The sequence below is a fragment of the Micromonospora salmantinae genome, assembly GCF_022230905.1.
Taxonomy (GTDB): domain Bacteria; phylum Actinomycetota; class Actinomycetes; order Mycobacteriales; family Micromonosporaceae; genus Micromonospora; species Micromonospora salmantinae.
Genome location: NZ_JAKKFG010000020.1, coordinates 73,795 through 99,397, shown reverse-complemented (window position 1 = coordinate 99,397; position 25,603 = coordinate 73,795). Strand labels below are relative to the sequence as shown.

Annotated in this window: 23 protein-coding genes, 1 pseudogene and 1 riboswitch; of the genes and pseudogenes, 6 read left to right on the top strand and 18 right to left on the bottom strand. The window is 72.2% G+C overall.

The window, feature by feature from the left end; translation table 11 throughout:
* The 7 genes and pseudogenes from PSH03_RS17465 to PSH03_RS17435 form a co-directional block, all read right to left on the bottom strand.
* Positions 1–267 (bottom strand): annotated as a pseudogene (locus PSH03_RS17465) (phage shock envelope stress response protein PspM); the annotation flags it as partial.
* Between the two features lie 23 nt (positions 268–290).
* Entirely contained in the window at positions 291–1,163 is an 873-nt protein-coding gene (locus PSH03_RS17460; protein WP_210786494.1) for a PspA/IM30 family protein, read from the bottom strand.
* Between the two features lie 198 nt (positions 1,164–1,361).
* Entirely contained in the window at positions 1,362–1,796 is a 435-nt protein-coding gene (locus tag PSH03_RS17455; RefSeq protein ID WP_210786492.1) for a helix-turn-helix domain-containing protein, read from the bottom strand.
* 218 nt (positions 1,797–2,014) lie between these two features.
* The gene (locus PSH03_RS17450; RefSeq protein ID WP_238689771.1) at positions 2,015–2,524 is read right to left on the bottom strand and encodes a CinA family protein; all 510 of its coding nucleotides are present in this window, start codon (positions 2,522–2,524) and stop codon (positions 2,015–2,017) included.
* A 219-nt stretch (positions 2,525–2,743) separates the two neighbouring features.
* The gene (pgsA, locus tag PSH03_RS17445) at positions 2,744–3,334 is read right to left on the bottom strand and encodes a CDP-diacylglycerol--glycerol-3-phosphate 3-phosphatidyltransferase (protein ID WP_030336827.1); all 591 of its coding nucleotides are present in this window, start codon (positions 3,332–3,334) and stop codon (positions 2,744–2,746) included.
* 77 nt (positions 3,335–3,411) lie between these two features.
* Positions 3,412–4,920: a 30S ribosomal protein S12 methylthiotransferase RimO gene (gene rimO, locus PSH03_RS17440; protein WP_091402051.1), complete on the bottom strand. Its 1,509-nt coding sequence runs from the start codon at positions 4,918–4,920 to the stop codon at positions 3,412–3,414.
* Between the two features lie 80 nt (positions 4,921–5,000).
* Entirely contained in the window at positions 5,001–5,924 is a 924-nt protein-coding gene (locus PSH03_RS17435) for an ornithine cyclodeaminase family protein (RefSeq protein ID WP_238689770.1), read from the bottom strand.
* A gap of 93 nt (positions 5,925–6,017) precedes the next feature.
* Positions 6,018–6,088, top strand: a riboswitch (guanidine-III (ykkC-III) riboswitch).
* Positions 6,089–6,148: 60 nt separating this feature from the next.
* Between PSH03_RS17435 and sugE the strand changes: the two genes are divergently transcribed.
* Positions 6,149–6,463, top strand: coding sequence for a quaternary ammonium compound efflux SMR transporter SugE (gene sugE / locus PSH03_RS17430; RefSeq protein WP_112586602.1), 315 nt, complete (start codon positions 6,149–6,151; stop codon positions 6,461–6,463).
* A gap of 82 nt (positions 6,464–6,545) precedes the next feature.
* Positions 6,546–6,791 carry a hypothetical protein gene (locus PSH03_RS17425; protein ID WP_210786486.1) on the top strand — a complete coding sequence of 82 codons (246 nt, stop codon included), beginning with the start codon at positions 6,546–6,548 and terminating at the stop codon, positions 6,789–6,791.
* 60 nt (positions 6,792–6,851) lie between these two features.
* Here PSH03_RS17425 and PSH03_RS17420 read toward each other — a convergent pair whose 3' ends face one another.
* Positions 6,852–9,311, bottom strand: a complete 2,460-nt coding sequence (locus tag PSH03_RS17420) for an FtsK/SpoIIIE family DNA translocase (RefSeq protein ID WP_238689769.1) — start codon at positions 9,309–9,311, stop codon at positions 6,852–6,854.
* 113 nt (positions 9,312–9,424) lie between these two features.
* Here PSH03_RS17420 and PSH03_RS17415 point away from each other — a divergent pair, with 113 nt between their 5' ends.
* Positions 9,425–9,904 (top strand): YbjN domain-containing protein, encoded by a 480-nt coding sequence (locus tag PSH03_RS17415; RefSeq protein ID WP_238689768.1) that lies wholly within the window; start codon positions 9,425–9,427, stop codon positions 9,902–9,904.
* Positions 9,905–9,990: 86 nt separating this feature from the next.
* Positions 9,991–11,568, top strand: a complete 1,578-nt coding sequence (locus PSH03_RS17410) for a type III secretion system chaperone family protein (RefSeq protein ID WP_238689774.1) — start codon at positions 9,991–9,993, stop codon at positions 11,566–11,568.
* A 62-nt stretch (positions 11,569–11,630) separates the two neighbouring features.
* On the opposite strand, the gene PSH03_RS17405 is transcribed toward PSH03_RS17410, so the two are convergent.
* From PSH03_RS17405 to PSH03_RS17385, 5 genes are all read right to left on the bottom strand, one after another.
* Positions 11,631–13,319, bottom strand: a complete 1,689-nt coding sequence (locus PSH03_RS17405) for a ribonuclease J (RefSeq protein ID WP_238689767.1) — start codon at positions 13,317–13,319, stop codon at positions 11,631–11,633.
* A 52-nt stretch (positions 13,320–13,371) separates the two neighbouring features.
* Positions 13,372–14,298 (bottom strand): 4-hydroxy-tetrahydrodipicolinate synthase, encoded by a 927-nt coding sequence (gene dapA / locus PSH03_RS17400; protein ID WP_238689766.1) that lies wholly within the window; start codon positions 14,296–14,298, stop codon positions 13,372–13,374.
* Between the two features lie 47 nt (positions 14,299–14,345).
* Positions 14,346–15,086 (bottom strand): FAD-dependent thymidylate synthase, encoded by a 741-nt coding sequence (gene thyX / locus PSH03_RS17395; protein WP_210786506.1) that lies wholly within the window; start codon positions 15,084–15,086, stop codon positions 14,346–14,348.
* Positions 15,087–15,731: 645 nt separating this feature from the next.
* Complete coding sequence (locus PSH03_RS17390; protein ID WP_238689765.1) at positions 15,732–16,340, bottom strand: DUF2752 domain-containing protein; 609 nt, start codon at positions 16,338–16,340, stop codon at positions 15,732–15,734.
* A gap of 4 nt (positions 16,341–16,344) precedes the next feature.
* Positions 16,345–17,574, bottom strand: coding sequence for a winged helix-turn-helix domain-containing protein (locus PSH03_RS17385; protein ID WP_238689764.1), 1,230 nt, complete (start codon positions 17,572–17,574; stop codon positions 16,345–16,347).
* A 79-nt stretch (positions 17,575–17,653) separates the two neighbouring features.
* Between PSH03_RS17385 and PSH03_RS17380 the strand changes: the two genes are divergently transcribed.
* Positions 17,654–18,205 (top strand): GNAT family N-acetyltransferase, encoded by a 552-nt coding sequence (locus PSH03_RS17380; protein ID WP_238689763.1) that lies wholly within the window; start codon positions 17,654–17,656, stop codon positions 18,203–18,205.
* Here PSH03_RS17380 and PSH03_RS17375 read toward each other — a convergent pair.
* Positions 18,104–19,378: a glycosyltransferase 87 family protein gene (locus PSH03_RS17375; RefSeq protein WP_210784740.1), complete on the bottom strand. Its 1,275-nt coding sequence runs from the start codon at positions 19,376–19,378 to the stop codon at positions 18,104–18,106. The genes PSH03_RS17380 and PSH03_RS17375 overlap by 102 nt on opposite strands.
* A gap of 35 nt (positions 19,379–19,413) precedes the next feature.
* Here PSH03_RS17375 and PSH03_RS17370 point away from each other — a divergent pair, with 35 nt between their 5' ends.
* Positions 19,414–19,995 (top strand): GNAT family N-acetyltransferase, encoded by a 582-nt coding sequence (locus PSH03_RS17370; RefSeq protein WP_210784739.1) that lies wholly within the window; start codon positions 19,414–19,416, stop codon positions 19,993–19,995.
* A gap of 119 nt (positions 19,996–20,114) precedes the next feature.
* Here PSH03_RS17370 and PSH03_RS17365 read toward each other — a convergent pair whose 3' ends face one another.
* From PSH03_RS17365 to PSH03_RS17350, 4 genes are all read right to left on the bottom strand, one after another.
* The gene (locus tag PSH03_RS17365) at positions 20,115–20,585 is read right to left on the bottom strand and encodes a GNAT family N-acetyltransferase (protein WP_238689762.1); all 471 of its coding nucleotides are present in this window, start codon (positions 20,583–20,585) and stop codon (positions 20,115–20,117) included.
* A 123-nt stretch (positions 20,586–20,708) separates the two neighbouring features.
* The gene (dapB, locus tag PSH03_RS17360) at positions 20,709–21,476 is read right to left on the bottom strand and encodes a 4-hydroxy-tetrahydrodipicolinate reductase (RefSeq protein ID WP_210784737.1); all 768 of its coding nucleotides are present in this window, start codon (positions 21,474–21,476) and stop codon (positions 20,709–20,711) included.
* A gap of 107 nt (positions 21,477–21,583) precedes the next feature.
* Entirely contained in the window at positions 21,584–22,981 is a 1,398-nt protein-coding gene (locus PSH03_RS17355; RefSeq protein ID WP_210784736.1) for a M16 family metallopeptidase, read from the bottom strand.
* 47 nt (positions 22,982–23,028) lie between these two features.
* Positions 23,029–25,419, bottom strand: a complete 2,391-nt coding sequence (locus tag PSH03_RS17350) for a polyribonucleotide nucleotidyltransferase (RefSeq protein ID WP_210784735.1) — start codon at positions 25,417–25,419, stop codon at positions 23,029–23,031.
* Positions 25,420–25,603: the final 184 nt, after the last annotated feature.

Genomic DNA, 25,603 nt, shown 5'->3' with positions numbered 1-25,603 from the left:
CCGCGACCGGGCCGCCGCCTCGGCCGGGGCGAGCGCGGGGGGCGCCGGCTGGGCGGCCAGGGCGCGCACGTCGATCCAGCGCCAGGCGGCGAGCGCCACAGCGCTGCCAGCGGCGCCGGCCCAGGCCGCGTCGGGCAGACCAAGCCCGGCGTACGGAGTCAGCACCACCGCCGCGCCGCCGAGCCCACCGGCCAGCACGCTCCACCGTCGGGCCGACCGGCGAAGCCGACCCAGCCTCCGGAAGTACCGTGTCCGCTCGTCTGCCACAGTGACCCCCTCGATCCGGTCGTTCAGCCGGCGGCGGTCGGGTCGCCGGTGCCCCGCTCGCGAGCCATGCTGGCGCGCAGCTCGTCCAACCGGGCGGCGGCCGTCGGGTCGTTGGCCGGGCCGGTCTTCTCGGATTGCGGCACGGCCGGTCGCTGCGCCGCGCCGCCGAGCTGCTCCCCCGCCATGCTGGACCGGATCTGCTCCAACCGGGCGGAGCCTGCCGAGTCGATCGTGGCCTTCTGAATTTCCAACATACGGCCCTCGACGGAGTTGCCGGCCAGTTCGGCGCGACCCATCGCGTTGGCGTACCGCCGCTCGATCCGGTCGCGCACCTCGTCCAGCGACGGGGTGTTGGTGGGCGCGGTCAGCGACGACATCGACTCCAGCGAGCGGGCCACCGTCTCCTGCATCTTGGCCTGCTCCAGTTGGCTGAGCAGCTTGGTGCGCTCGGCGAGCTTCTGCTGGAGGATCATCGAGTTGTTCTCGACCGCTCGGCGGGCCTGGGCGGCGGCGCCCAGCGCCTGGTCGTGCAGGGTCTTCAGGTCCTCGGTGGCCTGCTCGGCGGAGACGAGCTGGCTGGCCAGGGTCTGCGCGGACTGCTCGAACCGCACCGCCTCGGCCTCGTCGCCCTTGGCCCGGGCCTGGTCGGACAGCACCAGGGCCTGCCGGGCGTTGCCCTGCAACCGCTCGACCTCGGTCATCTGCCGAGACAGCTTCATCTCCAACTGACGCTGGTTGCCGATCACCGCGGCAGCCTGCTGAACCAGCGCCTGGTGCTGCCGCTGGGCATCCTCGATGGCCTGCTGGATCTGCACCTTGGGATCGGCATGCTCGTCGATCTTCGCACCGAAGAGCGCCATCAGGTAGTTCCAACCCTTGACGAACGGGTTCGCCATCTCCGCGGTATCCCCTCAGTAGCGTCGCTCCACCACGGCCGGGCCGGCTGGACCGACCGACCATGACCGGCCGGTCTCCATCGTCCCAGCCGAACGCCAATGAGGCATCCGTACCGGGCGGTCGACAGCACCGGCGGCTCCTGCGAGCAACCCTACGCGGCCGGGGCCAGCCCGCCCATGGTCAACTGGATCGGCGACTCAGGCCGCGCAGACCACGTCCCGGTCGCGCTCGGTCGGGCGGACCCGGGTGCTGCGCAGGGTGGCCTTGAGCGGCGATTCCTGGCGGACCGAGACAGCGACCTTGCCGTCGGAGGTGACCTGACGGACACCCCGGTTGGTGCTCTTGGCGGCGGCGTCGGCCGGCTCGTCCTGCATCGAGACGAGCACCCCGGGCATCTGCTCGGCGAGCGCCACGGTGTCGCTCACCTCACGCAGCAGCTCGGAGAGGCGGGCACCGAGGGCGTCGCAGATCGCGGCGAGCAACTCGCTCGACGGTTCCTTGTGCCCGCGCTCGATCTCGGAGAGGTAGCCGAGGCTGACGTTGGCGGCGGTGGAGACCTCACGCAGCGTGCGCTGCTGGCCCTGCCGACGCGCTCGCAGTGCGTCACCGATCACCCGGCGTAGCAGGATCATCGCACCTCCCCCTGAGGGATACCTCGCGCCCGCCGCTGGGCAGCCGGTCGCGGCGGACCACGCCGACCCCGAACGTCGGAGCCTTCCCGCAACCGTACCCGTTGCGGGCCCGAGCGACATCCCGCCCCGCCCGTCGGTTCGTCGGGACGGGCTCACCGGGGCACGCCGCCGCCCGTGTGGCGTCGGCTCGGTGGCTCTGATCGCTTCGGCGGTGGCGTTCACGAGGTTGCGGCGGCCAGCCGCTCGGAAAGCAGCCGCAACGCCTCGACCACCGCCTCCGCTCGGACATGGTCCCGCCCGCTGCCCAGGTGGAGCTGGCGGACCTCGCCGCCGTTCGGACCGGCGACCGCGACGTAGACCAGGCCCACGGGTTTCCCGTCCTGCGGCTCCGGGCCGGCGACCCCCGTGGTGGCCAGCCCCCAGTCCGCGCCGCACCGCTGCCGGCCGCCCTCGGCGAGCGCCGCCGCCACCTCCGGGTCCACCGGCCCTCGCTCGGACAGCAGGTCGTCCGGTACGCCAGCCAGCGTCGCCTTCAACTCGGTGGCGTAGACCACGAGGCCACCCCGGTAGACCCCGCTGACCCCGGCGATGTTCACGATCGAAGCGGCGAGCGACCCACCGGTGAGCGATTCGACAGTGGCCAGGGTTTCGTGCCGCTCGGCCAGCCGGTGCACGACGCCCGCCGCCGCTCTGCCCACCTCGGCACCGTCCACCTCAGCGCCATTCACCCCGGCACCACCCGCCCCAGGACCATTCACCCCGGCACCGCCCGCCCCGCCACCGTTCACCGACACCCCAACCTCCGTCGCACCAACCAGTCCTTCCCCACCCACCAATCCCCAACCCCGACGCCCGACCCAATCGCGGCGATCATGGAGTTGGCGTCACGACACGCCGTTCCGACCGGCGATAACTCCATGATCGATAGGAGCACGCTGGGCAGGGGGTTAACGGGGGCGGCGGAGGCGGAGGGCCTGGGCTATGTAGTCGAAGCCGGTGGCGACCGTGACCAGGACGGCGGCGGCCATGATCCAGGGGCCGACGGCGGCGAGCGCGGCCGGCATCGGCCAGAGGTACCAGGCGATGGCGAGGATCTGGAGCGCGGTCTTGACCTTGCCGCCTCGGCTGGCGGCGATAACGCCGTGCCGGATCACCCAGAACCGCAGCCCCGTGATGCCCAGCTCGCGGACGAGGATCAGCGCTGTCACCCACCAGGGCAGTTGGTCGTACCAGGAGAGCAGCACCAGCGCCGCGCCGGTCAGCGCCTTGTCGGCGATCGGGTCGGCCACCTTGCCCACCGACGTGACCAGCCCGAAGCGGCGGGCGATCCAGCCGTCCACCAGGTCGGTCGCCGAGGCCACCGCGAAGATCAGGCAGGCCGCCATCCGCCAACCGGCGTGGGTCATCCCGGACATGATCACCGAGGCGGCGAAGACCGGCACCAGCACCAGCCGCAGGGCGGTCAACGCGTTGGCCGCGTTGACGACGGGCACCACGGCCACCACCCGGCCCGGCGTCGACTCCGTCGCCCCGGTCACCGCCGGACTCCGCTCGGGCCGCCGTGGCGTTCCCGGCACCGCACCACCTGGGTCCCCCGCTCCGCTCGGGCCCGCCGTCACCGTGCCGCGCCGGGCGCCGCCGAGATCATCTCATCCGGCACAGCGAGCAGGTCCACCCCTTCGGTGCCGGTCACCGTTGCGCGTACCAGATCGCCCGGGCGCAGCGCGGCCAGGTCGACCCCGCCCTCGGCCGGGGCGACCAGGGTGGTGGAACCGTCCACCTCGGGCGCCTGGTGGGCCGCCCGGCCCTCCACGACGCCGTCCTCGATCGAGTCGACAAGCACCTCGACTGTCGAGCCGAGCCGGTCTTCGGCCCGCTGCGAGCAGAGCTCGTCGGCGAGGGCGCTGAGCCGGTCGTAGCGCCGCTTGATCGTCGCGGCGGAGACCTTGCCGGGCAGCCCGGCAGCCTCGGTGCCGTCCTCGTCGCTGTAGTCGAACATGCCGATCGCGTCGAGCCGGGCCTCGGTCAGGAACCGGACCAGCTCGTCGACGTCGGCGCGGGTCTCGCCGGGGAAGCCGACGATGAAGTTGCTCCGGGCGCCCGCGTCCGGGGCCAGGGCGCGGGCACTCGCCAGCAGCTCCAGGAACCGGTCGGTGGAGCCGAAACGCCGCATCCGGCGCAGCACCGGCTCGCTGGAGTGCTGGAACGACAAGTCGAAGTACGGCGCCACGCCCGGGGTGGTGGCGATCGCCTCGACCAGACCGGGCCGGGTCTCGGCCGGCTGAAGGTAGCTGGCCCGCACCCGGACGATGCCGGTCACCGCGGCGAGCTGCGGCAGCAGCTTCTCCAGGGCGCGCGGGTCACCCAGGTCCTTGCCGTACGAGGTGGAGTTCTCGCTGACCAGCACCAGCTCCCGTACGCCGGTCTTGGCCAGCCACTCCGCCTCGGCGAGCAGCTCGTCCGGGGTACGCGAGACGAAGGCCCCGCGGAAGGCCGGGATGGCGCAGAACGCGCAGCGACGGTCGCAGCCGCTGGCCAGCTTCAGCGAGGCCACCGGGCCGGTGTCGAGCCGTCGGCGCAGCACCTGGCGCAGGTGTGCCGGGGTGTGCTCGTCGGTGTCGACGACGGTGCGGGTCACAGTGCCGTGGCCGGGCAGCGACACCCCGCTGTCGCGGCGCTGCACCGGGGTCAGCGGCAACAGCTCGCGCCGGTCCCGTGGGGTGTGCGCGGTGATCTGCTCGCCGGCGACGACGGCGTTCAGCCGGGCGGCGATGTCGGGATAGTCGTCGAAGCTCAGCACCGCCTGGGCCTCGGGCAGGCTGTCGGCCAACTCCCGGCCGTACCGCTCGGCCATGCAGCCCGCGGCGACCACCTTGGCGCCCGTTCCGGCGGCGGCGAGCAGGGTCTGGATCGAGTCCTGCTTGGCCTTCTCCACGAAACCGCAGGTGTTGACGACCACCACGTCGGCGCCCTCGCCGTCGGTGGTCACCTGCCAGCCGTCGGCGTGCAGGCGGGCGGCCAGCTCCTCCGAGTCGACCTCGTTGCGGGCACAGCCCAGGGTCAGCAGGGCGACGCGACGGCCCTCGGCGTGGTCAGCGGGAGAAGGAGAGGTGGCAGACACCATCCGAGGGTACCGGGCCGGCCGGGTAACCCCATGCACGCGGGCTGCGGAGACGGTCGACACCGAGGCGAACGTCATTCCGGTCAGCGCGCCTCGGCGCCAACCCGGGTCAGCACGTCGAGCAGGAACACCTCGGTGCCGGCCAGGCCGGTGGAGCAGAAGACGGAGATCTGGTTCGCCGTGGTCCGGCCGGGAACCGCGCCGGCCAGGATGCCGCCCAGGTCACGCAACCGCCCGGCGTACGGGGGTGTGGCCGCGAGCATCGGCGGCTGGTAGTCCGCCGCCTGGGCCGGTGAATCGGTGACCAGCAGGTCGGCGGTGTCCAGCAGGTCGGTGCCGAACTCGCTGCGGTCGCGCTGCTTGAAACCGACCGCGTTGACGTGCGTGCCGGGGCTGAGGTCGGCGGCGCAGAGCACCGGGGTCGGGCTGGTGGTCGCCAGCACCACCAGGTCCCGCCCGGCGACGGCCGATCCCGGGTCGGCCACCGCCCGGGCCGGCACGCCCAGTTCGGCACGGACCCGGGCGGCGAACGCCTCCCGGCGAGCGGCGGAGCGGCTGTGCACCACCACCTCGCGCAACGGACGGACCGCGGCGGTGGCCCAGACCTGGGTCCACGCCTGCCGGCCGGAGCCGATCACCGCGAGGGTGGCGGCGTCGGGACGCGCCAGCGCGTCGACAGCGAGGCCCCCCATCCCTCCGGTACGACGGGAGCCCAACTCCTCGCCGACCGCGACCGCCCGAATCGCCCCGGTCCGGGCGTCGTGCAGCACCACCAACTGCTCGCCCTGCGGGTGACCGAAGGTGTCGTACGAGCGGAAGCCGTACCACTCGCCGACCAGGTGCCCGGCGGTGAGAACCATCCGCCCGCCGCCCAGCGGTGCGGCGGCCCGGGGCGGCGCGATCAGGCGCCCCTCGTACGCGGCCAGGAGGGCGGCGCGCATGGCGTCGACAGTGGTGGCGGCGTCCAGCGCGGCGGCGACCTCCGGGTCGGCGTAGAGCATGGTCATGGTGGCGATACTGCAAGTTGAAGTCAGGTGGAGGTCAACGGACCGTGGTGGTGGTCACGGCCCCGCCACCCGGGGCCGGTGCTAGCGTCGGCGCCGGCGGCCGGATGCTCGTGGCCGCTCCGGACGAGTGGTGGGCGTACCCGGTCAGGCCAAGACGCCCCGCGTGACGTGCAGACTCGACTCGTCCCGGCGCGGCAGCCCGGGCGCTTCCGGTGAGGTGAACGATGGCCTGGCTCGTACTGGTGATCTCGGGACTGTTGGAGACGGCCTGGGCGATCGCCCTGGACCGCAGCGCCGGCTTCAGCCGGCTGGTCCCGTCAGTGGTGTTCGTGGTGACCCTGCTGCTGAGCATGGCCGGGCTGTCGTACGCGCTCCGGGACATCCCCGTCGGCACCGGCTACGCGGTGTGGGTCGGCATCGGCGCGGTCGGCACCGCGCTGGTCGGGATGCTGGCGCTCGGCGAGTCGGCGAGCCTGCCCCGGATCCTCTGCCTCCTGCTGGTGGTCGCCGGCGTGATCGGTCTCAAGATCTTCCACTGAGGCGCCCCGTCGGCAGGCGTGGCCGGCGCCCACAGTGGGTAGTGATCGATTCGTCACGACAGGCTCTCACCCGGAGGAAGACATGGCCGACATGCCGAGCACCGCCCGTCCCCGCAGCAACGCCGCCCGCATCCTCACCATCGTGGGCTTCGTCTTCGCGGTCCTGGCCCTGCTGCTCAACCCGATCATCTTCGGCGTGCTCGGCGTCATCGCTGGCGTCGTCGGCGCGGTGCTCGGTGACAAGCCGCTGGGCTGGTACGCCGCCGCGGCCAGCGTCGTCGCCGCGATCATCAGCCTGGTGGTCTTCGCCGCGCTGATCAACAACTGACCACTCCCCCCGTCGCGGGCCCGTCGGATTCCGGCGGGCCCGTCGTGCGTCGGGGGTCGGTCAGTCCACGTCGCCGCGCAGGCCGGTCAGGACCTCGTCCAGCTCGTCCGGCTTGACCAGCACGTCGCGCGCCTTCGACCCCTCGGACGGCCCGACCACTCCCCGGGTCTCCATCAGGTCCATCAGGCGGCCCGCCTTGGCGAAACCGACCCGCAGCTTGCGTTGCAGCATCGAGGTCGAGCCGAACTGCGAGGTGACCACCAGCTCCACCGCCTGCACCAACAGGTCCAGGTCGTCGCCGATGTCCTCGTCAATCTTCTTCTTGGTCTCCTGCGCCGGGGCCAGCACGTCCTTGCGGAACTCCGGCTCACGCTGGTCCTTGCAGAACTTCACCACGTCGGCGATCTCGCGCTCGGTGACCCAGGCGCCCTGGATCCGGACCGGCTTGGAGGCGCCCATCGGCAGGAAGAGCCCGTCACCACGGCCGAGCAGCTTCTCCGCGCCCGGTTGGTCGAGGATGACTCGGGAGTCCGCCAGGGAGGAGGTGGCGAACGCCAGCCGGGACGGCACGTTCGCCTTGATCAGACCGGTCACCACGTCGACCGAGGGGCGCTGGGTGGCCAGCACCAGGTGGATGCCGGCGGCCCGGGCCAGCTGGGTGATCCGGACGACCGAGTCCTCCACGTCGCGCGGCGCGACCATCATCAGGTCGGCCAGCTCGTCCACGATCACCAACAGGTACGGGTACGGACGCATCTCGCGTTCGCTGCCCGGCGGTGCCGTGATCTCGCCGCTGCGGACCTTGCGGTTGAAGTCGTCGATGTGCCGGACCCCGTTGGCGGCGAGGTCGTCGTAACGCATGTCCATCTCGCGGACCACCCAGTCCAGCGAGTCGGCCGCCTTCTTGGCGTTCGTCACGATCGGGGTGACCAGGTGGGGAATGCCCTCGTAGCCGGTCATCTCGACCCGCTTCGGGTCGATCAGCAGCAGCCGCACCTCGTCCGGGGTGGCCCGGGTGAGGATGGACACCAGCAGGGTGTTGAGGCAGCTCGACTTGCCCGCGCCGGTGGCCCCGGCGATCAGGATGTGCGGCATCTTCGCGAGGTTGGCCACCACGTAGCCGCCCTCGATGTCCTTGCCGAGCGCCACCACCATCGGGTGGTGATCGCTGGTCGCCGCGCGCGAGCGCAGCACGTCGCCGAGGGCCACGTTCTCCGGGTCGGTGTTCGGGATCTCCACGCCGACGGCGCTCTTGCCCGGGATCGGGCTGAGGATCCGTACGTCCGGTGACTTCACCGCGTACGCGATGTTGCGGGACAGCTGGGTGATCCGCTCGACCTTGACGCCGTGCCCCAGCTCCACCTCGTAGCGGGTGACGGTCGGGCCGCGGGTGAAGCCGGTGACGGCGGCGTCCACGTCGAACTGGTCGAACACGCCGGTCAGCGCGGCGATCACCTCGTCGTTGGCCTTGCTGCGGGTCTTCGCGGCCGCCCCGGCGCTGAGCATGTTTGCCGGCGGCAGGGTGTAGTCCCCGGACAGCCCGGTCAACGCGAGCTGCTCGGCCCGGGTCGGGGCGGGCGAGTGCTCCGGCGGGTCGACCGGCGGCTTGCGGCTCGCCGGCACCTTCGCCGGAGACTTGCGCGGCAGCACCATGGTCTCCTGGAGGTCCGCGCCGTCCAGGTCCTCGAAGTCGTCCGGGTCCAGTGGCGCGGGCATCCGCTTCGCCGGTCGCTTGCGCGCCGGCTTGGCGGCCACCTCGTCCGCCTCCTCATCCGCCTCCGGTGCGCCGACCAGCCCACCCGCGAGCAGGCCCAGCCGCTCCGGGATCTTGTTGATCGGCGTCGCGGTCACCACGAGCAGACCGAAGAGCAGAAGCAGGATGAGCAGCGGCACCGCCACCCAGGCGGTGACCGCCCGCTCCAACAGCCCGCCGACGCCCGCGCCGACCAGACCGCCGGCGAAGTCACGCTCCAGCGGGTCGGCCGGGTCCTGACCGATCTGGAGCAGCGCGGCGGTCGACACCAGCAGCGACCCCCAGCCGATCAACCCACGGCCCCGGTGCTCCGGATCGGCCGGCTGACGCATCAACCGCCACGCCCCGATCATCAGCAGCACCGGAACGACAACCGAGATCGCACCAAGGAACAGCCGGATCGTGTCGGCCAGTCGCGCGCCCACCGGCCCCGCTCCGGACAGCCAGAGCGCCACGGCGGTGAGCAGGGCGAGCCCGAACATGAGCAGCCCGGCACCGTCGCGGCGGTGCTCCGGGTCGAGGTCGCGGGCCGAGGCGGCCTGCCGGCCGGCGGCGCGCACCGCCCAGCCCATCCCGTGCGCCAACCCCATCCACAGTGCACCGACCGCACGACCGACGTAGACCGCCGGGCCGGGCCGGGACGGCGTGGTGCGACGTCGGACCGGTGCCCGGGTGGTCTTCTTCGCCGGTTGACGGGCACGACTGTTGGTGCCACCGCGCGGCGACGCGCCGCGTCGCCGGCTCGCCTGAGAGGTACGGCCCGCCATAGAGTCACGGTAACGGTGGGGCCGGGCAGAACCCCGCTTTTCCGGGTCGTGTCCGCGCGTCGTAACACGAACCCCACCGCCGGTCGTGATATCCGCCTCAGAAGGGATGCCCCATGGCGTCGCCGGAAATCGACGGCGATCCGGACGATCCGCTGGCCGGGCACCCTGGCGCGCTGCGTCCGCTGACCGGTGAACTGGTCGCCGCGGTCCTCGCTGCCCGTGGCCGGTCCGTCGGCCCGACCCCGGACGGCGAGCTGGTGGGCCACTTCGACGACAACCTGATCTGGTTCCTGCGCGTCGGCGGGGACGGGGAGCTGCTCCAGATCCGCACCATGGTCGATCCGACCTTCGGCATCGAACGGGTGCCCGACCTGTACGCGTTCTGCAACTCCTGGAACCACGACCGGCTCTGGCCCAAGGCGTTCGTCCACGTCGCCGACGACGGTCGGGCCCGGGTGTACGGAGAGGTGATCACCGACCTGGAACGCGGCGTGACCCCACACCAGCTCGACCAACTGCTCGACTGTGGCATCTCCACCGGCTGCCAGCTGGCCGTGGCGGTTCGTCGACTGCCCGGCGCGGTGCCGTCGTGACCGGCCGGGACGAGTTCACCGGCAGCCGCACCGGCACGACACCCACCGGCTCCGGTGACCGCCTCGCGCGGGGCCGCGTACCGGCGCTGGAGACCGCGCTCGCCGCGGCCCGGGACCTCCCCGACGGCCCGGCCCGGCAGGTGGCCCTGGAGCGGCTCGCCGAGCGCGCCGACGCGGCCGGCGACGTCCGGTCCGGGATGGACGCGCGATTCGCGTTGATCGAGGCGTACCTGCTGCACGGGGAGCGGTGGCGTCTGGTCGAGCCGGTCCGGCGCTGCCGGGCCGCCGCCGACCACCGCCCCGACCTCCTCACCGAGACGGAGGCCGGGCTGCTGCTGCGCTACCAGCGGTACGCAGTGGAGGCGTTGCTCGGCACCCCCCGGGTCGGGCTGGACCAGACCCGGTCCCTGCTGCACGACCTGGCCCACCGCGTCGGCGCGGATGGTCCGGACACACCGACCGTCGCGGAGCTGCACTGCCGGATCGCCGATCATCTCGGCGACGAGCCCACCGCCCGGCACTGGTACGAGCGATGGTCCGGAAAACGGCCGGGCCCGGCCGGCGGCTGCCCGGGCTGCGCCTCGGCACGGCGTGCCGAGCTGCTGGCCGGCTGGGGCGAGTGGCATGCCGCGGTCAGTGATCTCGGGGAAACCGACGGCGACCCGCAGGCCTGCACCGACCAGCCCGAGCGGGACCTGGTCGCCGGTCTGCTGCCGGCACTGCGCACCGGCGAGCCGGCGCGGGCGGCGACGTCGCACGTGCGGGCGTACCGCCGGCACCGGCGGGAGCGCGCGGCGTTCCCGCACCTCGCCGCGCACCTGCGGTTCTGCGCGCTGGGCGGGCACCTGGAGCGCGGGCTGGCCATCCTGGCCGAGCAGCTTCCCCGGTTGGACCGGCCGACCGACGATCTCGCCGCCATGGAGTTCGCCGCCGCCGGGGCGCTGGTCTGCGGGCTGGCTGCCGAGGCAGGGCTGGGCGGGCGGACGATGCCCCGGCCGGCGTACGGCGAGCGGACGGCCACCGAGTTGGACGTCGCCACCCTCGGGGCGCTGCTGCTCGGGATGGCCAACGAGTTGGCCGGCAGCTTCGACGCCCGCAACGGCACCGGGCATCACTCCGGACGGATGGCCGCCTGGCTGGCCGAGCGCCCGCTAGCGGCGCCGGTTCCGCTACCCGCCGACGACGAACCTGACGAGCCCGACGCCGACTGGTCCGACCTCCAGGCCGACGCCGACGCCGAGCCCGAGCTGGGCGAACGCGAGTTGTCGGCGCTCTCCCTCGGCATGATCACCGAAATCTTGGACGGGCGCGGCGACCGGTACCTGGTGGACGAGGGCGAGACAGTGGTCGGCCACTGGGAGGGGGCGGTGATCCAGTTCCGGCGGGCCGGTGAGCGCGGCGAGGTGCTGCACGCCCGTGCCATGGCCAACCGCCGGCTGCCGGCGGCCCGCCGCGCCGAGGCGTACGCCTTCTGCAACGCGTGGAACCACGACCGGCTACTGCCCAAGGCGTACGCGCACGACCTCGGCGACGAGTTGGTGCTGGCCGGCGACGTGGCCACCGACCTGGCGCACGGGGTCGCCCCGGCGCAGCTACGGGTCCTCATGGAGGCCGCCATCGCCACCGGCGTCGCGTACGCCGAGGCCGTCGCCGCGCTGCCCTGACTCCCGGATACGGCGGACGCCGGCCCACCCCGTTCAGGTGGACCGGCGTCAGCGGGAGTTGCTCAGACCTCGACGACGGTGGGAACGATCATCGGCCGACGACGGTACTTGTCGTTGACCCACCGCCCCACGGTCCGCCGGACGATCTGCTGAAGCTGGTGCGGGTCGGTGATGCCGTCCGCCGCCGCCCGGTTGAGCGCCTCGGTGACCAGCGGCACCACCGGGTTGAACGCCTCCGGGTCCTCGGAGAAACCCTTCGCGGAGAGCGTCGGGCCGGCGACCACCTTGCCGGTGACCGAGTCGACGACCACTGTGGTGGCGATGAAACCGCCGTCACCGAGGATCCGCCGTTCGGTGAGCAGCGACTCGCTGACGTCACCGACGGCGAGGCCGTCCACGTAGACGTACCGGCTCTTCACGTGCCCGACCAGGGTGGCGCGGCCCTCGACCAGGTCGACCACGTCGCCGTCCTCGCAGATCACCACCCGGTCGGCGGCGACCCCGGATTCGATGCCGAGCCGGGCGTGGGCGCGCAGGTGACGCCACTCGCCGTGCACGGGCATCAGGTTGCTGGGCCGGACCACGTTGAGCAGGTAGAGCAGTTCCCCGGCGGGGGCGTGCCCGGAGACGTGCACCTTGGCCACGTCCTTGTGCACGACCACCGCGCCGGCCCGCGCGAGCCGGTTGATCACCCGGTAGACCGAGGTCTCGTTGCCGGGCACCAGGGAGGAGGCCAGCACGACCGTGTCACCGGGGGCGATGGTGATGTGCCGGTGGTCGCCGCTGGCCATCCGGCCCAGCGCGCTCATCGGCTCACCCTGGGAACCGGTGGACATCAACACGATCTGCTCCGGCGGCAGCGTGGTCGCCTCCTCGATCCCGATGACCAGGCCGGTCGGGATGTTGAGCAGGCCGAGGTCCCGGGCGATGCCCATGTTGCGGACCATGGACCGGCCGATCAGCGCGACCTTGCGACCGTGCTCGGCGGCGGAGTCGAAGACCTGCTGCACGCGGTGCACGTGCGAGGCGAACGAGGCCACGATGATCCGACCCTTGGCCTTCGCGAAGATCGAATCGAGCACCGGGCCGATCTCCCGCTCCGGGGTGACGAATCCGGGGATCTCCGCGTTGGTGGAGTCGGACAGCAGCAGGTCGACGCCTTCGGCGCCGAGCCTGGCGAAACCGGCCAGGTCGGTGATCCGGCCGTCCAGCGGCAGCTGGTCCATCTTGAAGTCGCCGGTGTGCAGCACCAGGCCGGCGGGGGTGCGGATGGCCACCGCGAGGGCGTCCGGGATCGAGTGGTTGACAGCGAAGAACTCACACTCGAACGGGCCGAGCCGCTCGCGGCCGCCCTCCCGCACGGTCAGCGTGTACGGCTGGATCCGCCGCTCGGCCAACTTCGCCTCGACCAGGGCGAGGGTGAACTGTGAGCCGACCAGCGGGATGTCGGGCTTGTGGGCGAGCAGGTACGGCACCGCGCCGATGTGGTCCTCGTGACCGTGCGTCAGCACGATCGCCTGGACGTCGGCCAGCCGGTCCAGGATCGGACCGAAGTCGGGCAGGATCAGATCCACACCCGGCTGCTCGACGTCAGGGAAAAGCACCCCGCAGTCGACGATCAGCAACTTGCCGTCGTACTCGAAGACGGTCATGTTCCGACCGATGGCGCCGAGCCCGCCGAGCGGGATGATCCGCAGGCCACCTTCCGGCAGCGGCGGGGGTAGCTCCGCCTCGATGTGCGCCTCGGTCACGCGTCCACCTCATTCTGCGACGCCGTTACTCGACGTCCATCGTGTCGTTCGTTCATTCGGGCAGCTCCAGGCCCGCTGCCGCGAAGTCCGCGCGCAGCTGGGCGATCTCGTCGTCGGTGGCGTCCACGAGCGGGGGTCGCACCGGGCCGGCCGGCAGGCCCAGCGACGCCAGGCCCGCCTTCACCAGGATGGTGCCCTGGGTACGGAAGATGCCGGTGAACAGCGGCAGCAGCCGCCGGTGCAGGGCCAGCGCGGTCGGCATGTCCCCCGCGTCGTACGCCTCGATCATCTGTACGGTCAGCGCCCCGGTGAAATGCGTCGAGGTGCCGACCACGCCCACGCACCCGACGGCCAGCGCCGGCAGGGTGAGGGCGTCCTCGCCGCTGTAGAAGGCGAGGGTGGTCCGGCTGGTGACCCAGCTGGTGGCGGTCAGGTCGCCCTTGGCGTCCTTGACCGCGACGATCCGGCCGTGTTCGGCGAGCCGGACCAACGTCTCGGTGTCGATCGGCACGCCGGAGCGGTGCGGAATGTCATAGAGCATCACCGGTAGGCCGGTGGCGTCGGCCACCGCTGTGAAGTGTCGCAGCAACCCGCTCTGCGGCGGCTTGTTGTAGTACGGGGTGACCACCAGCAGGCCGTGCGCACCCGCCTTCTCGGCGGCGGCGGCCAGCTCGATGGTGTGCCGGGTGTCGTTGGTGCCAACGCCCGCGACCACCTTGGCGCGGTCACCGACGGCCTCCACCACGGCTCGGATCAGGTGTTCCTTCTCCACGTCGGTGGTGGTCGGCGACTCGCCGGTGGTGCCATTGACCACCAGCGCGTCGTTGCCCTGCTCGTCGACCAGGTGGCTCGCCAGCCGGGCGGCGCCGTCGAGATCGAGGGAACCGTCGGGGGCGAACGGGCTCACCATGGCTGTGAGCAGCCGGCCGAACGGGCGGGACGCCGGTCGGGCCGCGGCGTCGAGGTGGTCGTGCGTCATACCCTCCAACCTAGCGGACGACCAGCCGAGGCCCGCCGGGGAAGGGCTCAGGACGCCTCGTGCGGGCTGGCCGCCACTTCGGTGCCGTCCGGCAGGGTGGTGATCACGAAGTCGGCGAACACGTTCGGGGCGACCCCCTGGAGCTGGCGCAGGCACTCCACGGCCAGCTCACGGATCTCCACGTCGGCGTGCTCGGTGGCCCGCATCGCCACGAAGTGCCGCCAGGCCCGGTAGTTGCCGGAGACCACGATCCGGGTCTCGGTGGCGTTGGGCAGCACCGCGCGGGCCGCCTGCCGGGCCTGCTTGCGGCGCAGCGTCGGGTTGGGCTCGTCGGAGAAGCGCTGCTCGAGGCCCTCCAGCAACTCGGTGTACGCCCGAACGCTCGCCTCGGCGGCCTCCACGAACTTCTTGTGCAGCTCCGGGTCATCGGCGATGACGGCCGGCTCGACCATGGCCGCGTCCCGCTCCGGGACGTAACGCTGCGACAGCTGGGAGTACGAGAAGTGCCGGTGCCGGATCAGCTCGTGGGTGAAGGAGCGGGACACCCCGGTGAAGTAGAAGGTGACCGACCCGTGCTCCAGCACGCTCAGGTGGCCCACTTCGAGGATGTGCGCCAGGTAGCCGGCGTTGGTGGCGGTCGCCGGGTTCGGCTTCTTCCACGACTGGTAGCAGGCCCGACCGGCGAACTCGGCGAGCGCCTGGCCGCCCTCCGCGTCGGTCGACCACGGCACGTCGTCCGGGGCCGCGAATTGGGTCCACGCGATCAACTTGACCTGGGGCTGCACCATGTCCGGCATTCCTGGGACTTTAGTGGTGGGGTGCCGCCCGACCCAACTCAGGCGCGCCCCGTGCAATGTCGATCACTCAGCCAGCGCCGAACCCGCCGACGCACCAGGCCGACAGCCTGGGGGCGTCGGCCGGGTGCCGGGTGCCGGGTGCCGGGGATCGTCGTCGGGGCCGGGGCGGACAGATCCATCGGCGTCCTTTGGAGCTGAATCGTTGGCGACATCACCCCCGGCGGGTGGGCCGCCCGAGCCGGCGACCGAGGCCCGAGCGACCGGGGCCCGAGCGACCGGGGCCCGAGCGGTTCGGCAGCCGCTGCACCCGCAAGATCGCGCAACATCCTGGATGTAGTGGCATCGATCGCGCCCGACTCCACTACATCCAGGATCGAGCGCGCTCTTACATCCAGGATCGAGCGCGCTCTCGGGGCCAGGTACGTCGGCCGTCGTGCGCCCCGGACTCGGGTGGGCGCCGGAGGAGGCCCGTGATGTCGTAAACGAATCAGCTCCAAAGGACGCTCGAACAACGCATGCCGGTCGCACCCGGGCACCGGCCCGTCGGGCGGCGGCAGGTCGCGCACTGGCGCGCCAGGCAGCGGCGCGTCAGACGGCAGCACAGCGGGGCGAGGCGGGGCGGGCGGGGCGGGGCGGTCAGACGTAGAGCGAGGTGAACGGCGCCCAGGGCAGGTTGCGAAGCACCGAGAAGGCCAGCCACGCGGCCAGGAAACCGCCGATGACCTTCGAGCTGATCCGCAGCTCGGGCAGTCGCCACCCGAACGCCTGGTTCCCCGCCCAGGCCACGAAGAGGTACGCGAGGAACGGCAACGCGAAGACGAACAGGAAGTGGTGCCGGGCGGCGGCCGGCAGGTCGCCGTGCAGCACGTACCAGAGCGCTCGGGTGCCACCACAGCCCGGGCAGTCCAGCCCGGTGGTCAACTTGAGCAGACAGGTGGGCGCGGCGTCCGGGTCGGCGTAGGTCGGGTTGCTGAGCAGCGCGTAGCTCATGCCGACGGCGACGCAGCCGACCGCGGCCAGCGGCACCGCCCAGCGCGGGGAACGCTCGTAGAGCCGCAGCACGAACCGGGTGAGCCGGTCCGGCTCAGGCGCCGGGTAGCCACCCGGCGGTGTCGTCGGCCAACCCTCCGGACCCGCGCCACCGTAATTGAGGCCACCGGGAGCCGTGTCACCGTCGGCCGGCGCCGTGTGGACCGCGCCGGGGGCTGGGTGCGGCTGATCGACCGGTCCGGGAGCGCTCGTCACGCGCTCACGGTACACCGGACACGCCGGCCAACGCGGCGGTGAGCGGACCGGCCAGATCGCCGGCTGCCGGCGGGGCCACCGCGTCCAGGCCGAGCCAGCCGGCGAGGCGGTACAGCTCGGCGGCGAGCGCGACCGCGGTCTCCCCCGGGTCGGCGCCGGGTTCGAGCCAGGCGGCCGGCACCAGCAGCACCCCGGCCTTCCGATCGGCCTTCAGGTCGACCCGGGCGGTGAACCGGTCGCCCTGCAGGAACGGCAACACGTAATAGCCGTAGACCCGCTGTGGCGCCGGGACGTAGATCTCGATCCGGTAGCTGAAGTCGAACAGCCGCTCGGTGCGGGCCCGTTCCCAGATCAGCGGGTCGAAGGGGCTGACCAGTGTGTTGCCCCGAACCCAGCGGGGCAGCCGGGCGGACGTGTGCAGCCAGGCCGGCTGTCGCCAGCCCGCCACGGTGACCGGCACCAGCTCACCGGCCTCGGCCAGCTCCGCGACGGCCTGTCGGGCGCCGGCCAGCGGTAACCGGAAGTAGTCGCGCAGCTCCGGCTCGGCGGCGACCCCTAGGGACCGCGCGGCGAGGGCCACCAGCGTCCGGTACGCCTCGGCGTCGGTCGGGGTGGGCGCGGCCAGCACCCTCGCGGGCAGCACCCGCTCGGGCAGGTCGTAGCGGCGGGCGAAGGAGGTGCTGCGCTCGGCGGCGGCCACCTCCCCGGCCCAGAACAGGAACTCCAACGCTCGCTTGACAGCCGACCAGTTCCAACCCCAGTTGCCGGTCTCCCGGGGCGCGTCGTGCTTGATCTCGGCGGCGGTCAGCGGCCCCCGGACGGCCACCTCGTCCCGGACCCAGGCGACCAGCTCCGGCTGCTCCTGGGCGATCCGCCGCATGCCGCCCCAGGATTCGCTGTGCGCCCTGGCCATCCGCCAGCGCAGCATCAGGTGCAGCTCCACCGGGACCAGCGACGCCTCATGGCCCCAGTATTCGAACAGCTCACGGGGGCGCCGGTAGGCGGCCTGGTCGAGCAACGTGGTCGGGTAGGGCCCGAGCCGGCTGTAGAGCGGCAGGTAGTGCGCCCGTTGCAGCACGTTGACCGAGTCCATCTGGATCAGCCCGACCCGACCCAGCACGCGACGCAGGTGCCGGCGGGTGGGCACGCCAGTGGGCGCCGGGTCGGCGAAGCCCTGGGCGGCGAGCGCCACGCGGCGGGCCTGGGCGAGCGAGAGCGATTCCGGTGCGATCATCGTCGGCGACCTTAATTCATCGGTACGACGCCGGTGCGGGAAGCTGGACGTGACGACCAACGGGGCATAGAACGGTGCAATGCTGACCATCCGTCGGGAGGAGCCGGACGACGCCGAGGCGGTCGCCCGGGTACACGTGCACGGCTGGCAGGCGGGCTACGCCGGCTTCATGCCCGACGAGGTGCTGGGGCGGCTCAACGTGGTGGCCTGGGCGCAGCGTCGTCGCGACGTCGGCACCGCCGATCCGGAGCACCCGTTCATCACCCTGCTCGCCGAGGTGGACGGGTTGGTCGTGGGCTTCACCACCTTCGGGCCGTACCGCCGCAACCAGGACCGGGACGACCTGGACCCGACGGTCGGCGAGGTGGTGGCGCTCTACGTGGAGCCGGCCCACTGGGGTGACGGGACCGCTGCGGCGTTGCTGGACGCCGCCCGCAGCGGGCTCACCGAGCGGGGCTGGGCCGGCTACCGGGCGTGGGTGCTGGCGGACAACCGGCGGGCCCGGCGGTTCTGCGAGCGCGCCGGCCTGTCAGCGGACGGTGAGCGGTCGACCTACCAGGTGCCGCTGGCCGGTGGGGGCGCGCCGGTCGGGCTGGTCGAGCTGCGGTACGCCGGACGTCTCGACCGCTGACCCGTTCGGGGTCAGCCACCGGCGGATCGGCAGGAAGGCCAGCAGCGCCAGACTGACCCACACGTAGGCGTTGCTGCCCAGGAAGCCGTCGACGCCGGTGAAGTCCTTCTCCCAGAGCCAGACGGTCCGGCTGATCAGCAACGCGTACCCGATGGTCGCGGCGAGCAGCAGGACCTGCCGTCGGCGGCCGGCCGGCGCGGCCATCGCGTTGTCGACCAGCAGGATCAACGCGGGCAGCAGCCAGACCAGGTGGTGCACCCAGGTGACCGGGCTGACGAGGCACATCACCGCGCCGGTCAGCGCCAGGCCGGTCGCCTCGTCGCCGGCCGCGACGGCGGCCCGGGACCGCCAGGCCCAGAGCGCCAGGGTGCCGAGCACCAGCACCAGCCACAGCAGGGTGCTCGGGTGCTCCGGGTCGAGCCGGGCGACCACCCCGCGCAGCGACTGGTTGGAGACGAAGGCCAACTCGCCCACCCGTCCGGTGTTCCACAGCGCCTCGGTCCAGAACTCCCGCGAGGCGTCCGGGAAGAGCGCGGCGGCCAGCAGCGACACCCCGGCGGCGGTGCCGCTGGCGGTGAGCGCCGCCCGCCACCGCCCGGTCACCAGCAGGTAGACGATGAACACGCCAGGGGTCAGTTTGATCGCCGTGGCGAGGCCGATGCCCACCCCCGTCCACCGGTTGCCGGCCGGCAGCAGCCGCAGCAGGTCCACCGCCACCAGGAAGAGCAGCAGCGTGTTGACCTGGCCGAAGTTGACCGTCTCCCGCATCGGTTCGAACGCGGCGGCCAGGCAGAGCGCCACGGCGAGGGCGAACCACCGGGTCCAGCCGGCGCGGCGGGCGATCGGGTCGACCAGCCACCAGATCAGCACGGTGGTGGTGGCCACGCTGGCGAGCACGCTCACCACGATCGCGGCCGTCCACGGCAGGTACGCCATCGGCAGCATGACCAGCGCGGCGAACGGCGGATAGGTGAAGCCGTACTGGGTGCCCGGCTTGAGGTAGTCGTAGATCTCCCCGCCGTCGTGCACCCACCAGGTCAACGCGCCGTAGTAGACCTTCAGGTCGAAGAACCCGTGCCGGACGGCGGCGACGGCGAGGAACCCGGTGACCGCCGCGGCGAGCACCACCACCCCGACGACCTGCGCGGTCGTCCTGTTGGCACCCTGCGCCACCGTCGTCTCCCTCGCCCTGCGTAGGCTTCCGTCCCATGGCTCTCGGGTACGTCCGCCCGGCGCGTCCCGAGGACGCCGGCGAGATCGCACGCATCCAACTCGCGACCTGGCGGGTCGCGTACCGCCGGATCCTGCCTCGGCATGTGCTCGACAACCTGGACGAGGCGTTCCTCGCCCGGCGGTGGAGCGCCGCGGTGCTGGAGCCGCCCTCGGGCGCGCACCGGGTGCTGGTCGCCGTCGAACAGGCCGAGCAATCGTATCTGGTGGGGTTCGCCGCCTCCGGCCCGGCCGACGCCGAGGCGTTGGCCCCGGGTGAGCCGGCCGACGCGCTCGGCCCGGACGTGGCGGCGGTGACCGACCTGCTGGTGGAGCCGCGGTGGGGCCGGCGCGGGCACGGCAGTCGACTGCTCGCGGCCACCGTCGACCTGTGGCGGGAGGACGGGATGAGTCGGGCGGTGGCCTGGGCGTTCGACGGTGACGAGGCGACCCGCAAGTTCCTGACCAGCACCGGGTGGGAGCCCGACGGCGCGGCCCGGGCGCTGGACGTCGACGACATGCTGGTGCCTCAGGTGCGCCTGCACGTGGGCGTGCCGACCGAGAAGGTACCGGCCGAGTGAACCGGTGTGGCGGCCCCGACGCGGGTCAGACCCAACCAGCCCGGCGATCTTGCGGTTTCGGTCGTTGAGATGCGGGTGATGCGCCTTGTGTCGCGACAGAAAGTGCAAGATCGCGGGGTTCAGGGGGTTCGTTCGGCGATCAGCTCGTCGTCGTCCATGGCACCGGTGGGGTGGAAGCCCAGGGAGGTGTAGAGGGCTGCGGCCTTGGTGTTGTCGGGGTGGTACGACAGGCGGACCGGGGGGTTGCCGTCTCGGGCCGCCAGCCAGGGGGCCAGCGTCTGCACGGTGGCCCGGCCAACGCCCTGGGCCTGCTCGGCAGCGTCGATCAGCATTCCGCCGATCCAGTGCGAGCCGTCGTCGTCCACGCCCCACATGACGTGGCCGACGACGGTCTCGTCGGCGTACACGGCCAGCGAGTTCCACACCTCGGAGCGCATGCTGAGCAGCAGATAGCGCGCGCCCAGCGCGGCCACGAACCGGCGCTGGTCGTCACGCGGGGCGACGTCGGCCACCGCCCGCCAGTTGTCGTCGTCGACCGGCCGCAGCGTGACTCGCCGCCCGGCCCGGTCCAGGTGTCCCGCATCGATCATCCGGCGGATGCTACCCGGCCCGCGCCCGTAGATCTTGGGCACTTTCCGTCAGCGCGGAACGGAATACTGCGCTGGGCGGTGTTGTGGGCTGGTCGGCGGGCGGACGCGGGAGAAAGGGGCCGGTCAGTCGAGCAGGGCGTCCAGGCCGACGGTGAGGCCGGGGCGGTTGCGCACCGCGCGGACGGCCAGCAGCACACCCGGCATGAACGACACCCGGTCGTACGAGTCGTGCCGGATGGTCAGCGTCTCGCCGGTGCCGCCGAACAGCACCTCCTGGTGGGCCACCAGGCCGGTGGCGCGCACCGCGTGCACGCGTACCCCGTCGATCTCGGCGCCGCGCGCACCCGGCACCTCGTCCTTCGTGGCGTCCGGGACCGGGCCGAGCCCGGCCTCGGCGCGGGCCCTGGCGATCTGCCGGGCGGTGTGGGTGGCGGTGCCGCTCGGGGCGTCCAGCTTGCGCGGGTGGTGCTGCTCGATGATCTCGACGGACTCGAAGTGTCGGGCGGCCCGCGCGGCGAACTGCATCATCAGCACCGCGCCGATACCGAAGTTCGGCGCGATGACCACGCCCACCTCGGGCTTGTCGGCCAGCCAGCCGCGCACCTGCGCCAGCCGCTGCTCGGTGAAGCCGGTAGTGCCGACCACAGCGCTGATGCCCTGCTCGATGCACCACTGGAGGTTGTCCATGACGACGTCCGGGGTGGTGAAGTCGACGACCACCTCGGCGGTGGAGACGGCGGAGCGGCTGTCGCCCTGGTCGATCGCCGCGGTCAGGGTGAGATCGTCGGCGGCGTCGACCGCCTTGCAGACCTCGACGCCCATCCGGCCGCGCGCACCAAACACGCCGACCCGCAGCTGCTGGGCCGGGGTCTTTCCCTGCTCGTCAGTCACGGGGCACAACCTATCCCAATCGGGACGGGCCCTTCCGGCCGGATCGGCTGTGCTCCACCGGCCGGGACGCCCAACCGGGGCACCTCGACCGGGCCGGGCGGCAGACCTCAGACCGCGAAGTCGCCGGCGCCGAACGGGCCCACCACGGCCAGCGACATCGGCCGGCTGAGCAGCTCGGCGGCGAGGACGTTCACGTCCTCCACGGTGACCTCGTCGACCCGGCGGAGCAGCTCGTCGACCGGCATCAGGTCGCCGTAGAGCAGCTCACCCTTGGCCAGCCGGCTCATCCGGGAACCGGTGTCCTCCAGGCCGAGCACGAACGAGCCCTTGCTCATCCCCTTGCCCCGCGCCACCTCGGCCTCGGTCAACCCGTCGGCGGCCACCCGGGCCAGCTCGGCGCGGGTCAGGGCCAGCACCTCGTCCACCTTGCCCGGCGCGCAGCCGGCGTAGACGGCGAACAGGCCGGTGTCGGCGTACTGGCTGGCGTAGGAGTAGACCGAGTACGCGAGGCCACGCTGCTCGCGGATCTCCTGGAACAGGCGGCTGGACATGCCGCCGCCGAGCACGTTGTTGAGCACCCCGAGGGCGAACCGCCGGTCGTCGAGCCGGTCGATCCCGGGGCAACCGAGGATGACGTGTGCCTGCTCGGTCTCCTTCGGCTCCACCACAGTGGTCACCGGCTTGGTGCGTACCGCCGGGGTCGCCGCGCGGTGCGGCGCCGGGCTGGCCGGGTCGCTGTCCAGCGGGGTGCCGCGCACGGCCTGACGGACCAGCTTGACCACCGCGGCATGGTCGAGGTTGCCGGCGGCGGCGATGACGATCTGCGGCGCGGTGTAGCGACCCCGGTAGAAGGTCTGGATCTGCCGCCGGGTCATCGGGGTGACGGTCTCCGCGGTGCCGGAGATCAGCCGGCCCAACGGGTGATCGCCGTAGACGGCCTGGACGAAGAGGTCGTGCACCTCGTCACCCGGCTCGTCGTCGTGCATGGCGATCTCCTCCAGGATCACGCCACGCTCGGTCTCGACGTCGGCCGGCTCCAACAGCGAGTCGGCGACCAGGTCGCACATCACGTCGATCGCCAGCGGTAGGTCCTCGTCCAGCACGCGGGCGTAGTAGCAGGTGTATTCCTTCGTGGTGAAGGCGTTGGTCTCGCCACCCACCGCCTCGATCTGCGAGGAGATCTCCAGTGCGGTGCGCTTGTGGGTGCCCTTGAAGAGCAGGTGCTCGAGGAAGTGCGCGGCACCGGCCTGCGGGCCGGTCTCGTCACGCGAGCCGACCGCCACCCAGATGCCGAACGAGACGCTGCGCATCGCCGGAATCGCCTCGGTGAGGACGCGCAGACCACTGGGCAGCACGGTACGACGTACCGTGCCGCCCAGCGGGTCGTCGCTGAGCGTCCGGGTCACCGCGCGGGCGGTGCCGCCGGAGCGGCCCGCCCCGGTGTCCCGAGACGGGGCCACCCCCCGTCGATCCGGTGGAAACGGCGCGCTGATGGCCCGACTCACGACTTGCTCCCGGTTCGACGAGGGGTGGGTGATGCGTTGTACGACGGTCAGCTGTGCCGGGTCCGACGGCGCGGACGCTCGCCGCCCTCGCCACCCTCGCCGCCGCCGCCGTTGCCGCCCTCGCCGCCGCGCTCCGGGCCACGACCGCCACGGTCGCCGCCACGCTCACGGTCGCCGCGGTCACGCGGAGCCCGGTCGCCCCGGTCCCGACCAGCCGGCCGGTCGCCAGCGGCGGCCTCACCGGCGGCCGGAGCCTCGGTGCCCTCCGGGCGGACCTTGTCGAGGTAGATCTTGCCGCGGGCGTCGATGTCCGCGATCTCGACCTCGACCCGGTCACCGACGTTGAGGAAGTCCTCGACGCGCTCGACCCGCTTGCCGTCGCCCACCTTGGAGATGTGCAGCAGGCCGTCACGGCCCGGCAGGAGCGAGACGAACGCGCCGAACGCGGCGGTCTTGACCACCGTGCCGAGGAACCGCTCGCCCTGCTTCGGCAGCGTCGGGTTGGCGATGCCGTTGATCCGGTCGACAGCCGCCTGGGCCGACGGGCCGTTGGTGGCGCCGACGTAGATCGTGCCGTCGTCCTCGATGGAGATCTCGGCGCCGGTCTCGTCCTGGATCGCGTTGATGGTCTGCCCCTTCGGGCCGATCACCATGCCGATCTTGTCCACCGGGATCTTGACGGTGGTAACTCGCGGCGCGTAGTCGGACATCTCGGCCGGAGCCTCGATCGCCGCCTTCATGACCCCGAGGATGATCTGCCGGGCCTCGTTCGCCTGCTGCAACGCGGCGGCCAGCACGTCCGACGGGATGCCGTTGAGCTTGGTGTCGAGCTGGAGCGCGGTGACGAACTCCGGCGTGCCGGCGACCTTGAAGTCCATGTCACCGAACGCGTCCTCGGCACCGAGGATGTCGGTCAGCGTCACGTACTGGGTCTTGCCGTCCACCTCGTCGGAGATGAGCCCCATCGCGATGCCGGCGACCGGCGCCTTCAGCGGGACACCCGCGGAGAGCAGGCCCAGCGTCGACGCGCAGACCGAACCCATCGAGGTGGAGCCGTTGGAGCCGAGCGCCTCCGACACCTGCCGGATGGCGTACGGGAACTCCTCGCGCGACGGCAGCACCGGGATCAGCGCGCGCTCGGCGAGGGCGCCGTGGCCGATCTCGCGACGCTTCGGCGAGCCGACCCGGCCGGTCTCACCGGTCGAGTACGGCGGGAAGTTGTAGTTGTGCATGTAGCGCTTGCGGTTCTCGGGGGACAGCGTGTCCACCATCTGCTCCATGCGGAGCATGTTCAGCGTGGTGACGCCCAGGATCTGGGTCTCGCCCCGCTCGAACAGCGCCGAACCGTGCACCCGGGGCAGCACGCCGACCTCGGCGGTCAGCGAACGGATGTCGCGCGGGCCACGCCCGTCCATGCGGACCTGCTCGCGCAGCACGCGGTTGCGCACCTCGGACTTGGTCAGCGACCGGAAGGCAGCGCTGAGCTCCTTCTCCCGACCCTCGAACCGAGCGCCCAGCTCTTCGGCGACCCGGGCCTTGACCCGGTCCAGGGCCTCCTCGCGGTCGGCCTTGCCGGCGATGGTGATCGCCTCGGCCACGTCGGCGCGGGCCAGCTCGGAGACGGCGTCGTACACGTCGTCCTGGTAGTCCAGGAAGACCGGGAACTCGGTGACCGGCTTCGCGGCGACCTCGGCCAGCTCGCTCTGCGCGCGGCACAGCTCACGGATCGCCGGCTTGGCGGCCTCCAGGCCGCTGGCGACGACCTCCTCGGTCGGGGCGGTGGCACCGGCCGAGATGAGGGCGACGGCGTTCGGGGTGGCCTCGGCCTCGACCATCATGATCGCGACGTCGCCGTCCTCGAGCGTGCGGCCGGCCACGACCATGTCGAAGGTGGCGCGAGCCAGCTCCTCCAGGGTCGGGAAGGCGACCCACTGGCCGTCGATGTGGGCGACGCGGGTCGCCCCGATCGGGCCGGAGAACGGCAGGCCGGAGAGCTTGGTCGACATCGAGGCGGCGTTGATCGCCACGACGTCGTACGGGTGCTGCGGGTCGAGCGCGAGGATGGTCTCGACGACCTGGACCTCGTTGCGCAGGCCCTTGACGAAGGACGGGCGCAGCGGCCGGTCGATCAACCGGCAGGTGAGGATCGCGTCCTCGCTGGGCCGACCCTCACGGCGGAAGAACGAGCCGGGGATGCGGCCCGCGGCGTACATCCGCTCCTCGACGTCGACGGTCAGCGGGAAGAAGTCGAACTGCTCCTTCGGGTGCTTACCGGCGGTCGTGGCGGAGAGAACAACCGTCTCGCCCAGCTGGGCGATGACGGAACCGGCGGCCTGGCGAGCCAGCCGACCGGTGGAGAAGGTGATCTCGCGGGTGCCGAAGGACCCGTTGTCGATCACGGCGGTGCGGGATTCGGTGCCGAGTTTGGTCTCGGTCATGTGCTGTCGTGCTCCTTCGCGTCGTGGGCCCACGACATCGGGGAGCTGCTCAGCCGGCCGGTCTTCGATCGAAGCGCCCGGGTGGCCGGCATGATGCCGGGGTTCCCGGGGGCCACTACCGGAGACCGGTACGCTGACCGGCTCCCTCTCGGGTGGTCGCGCGGCCCGTGTTTCCTCAGGTGGG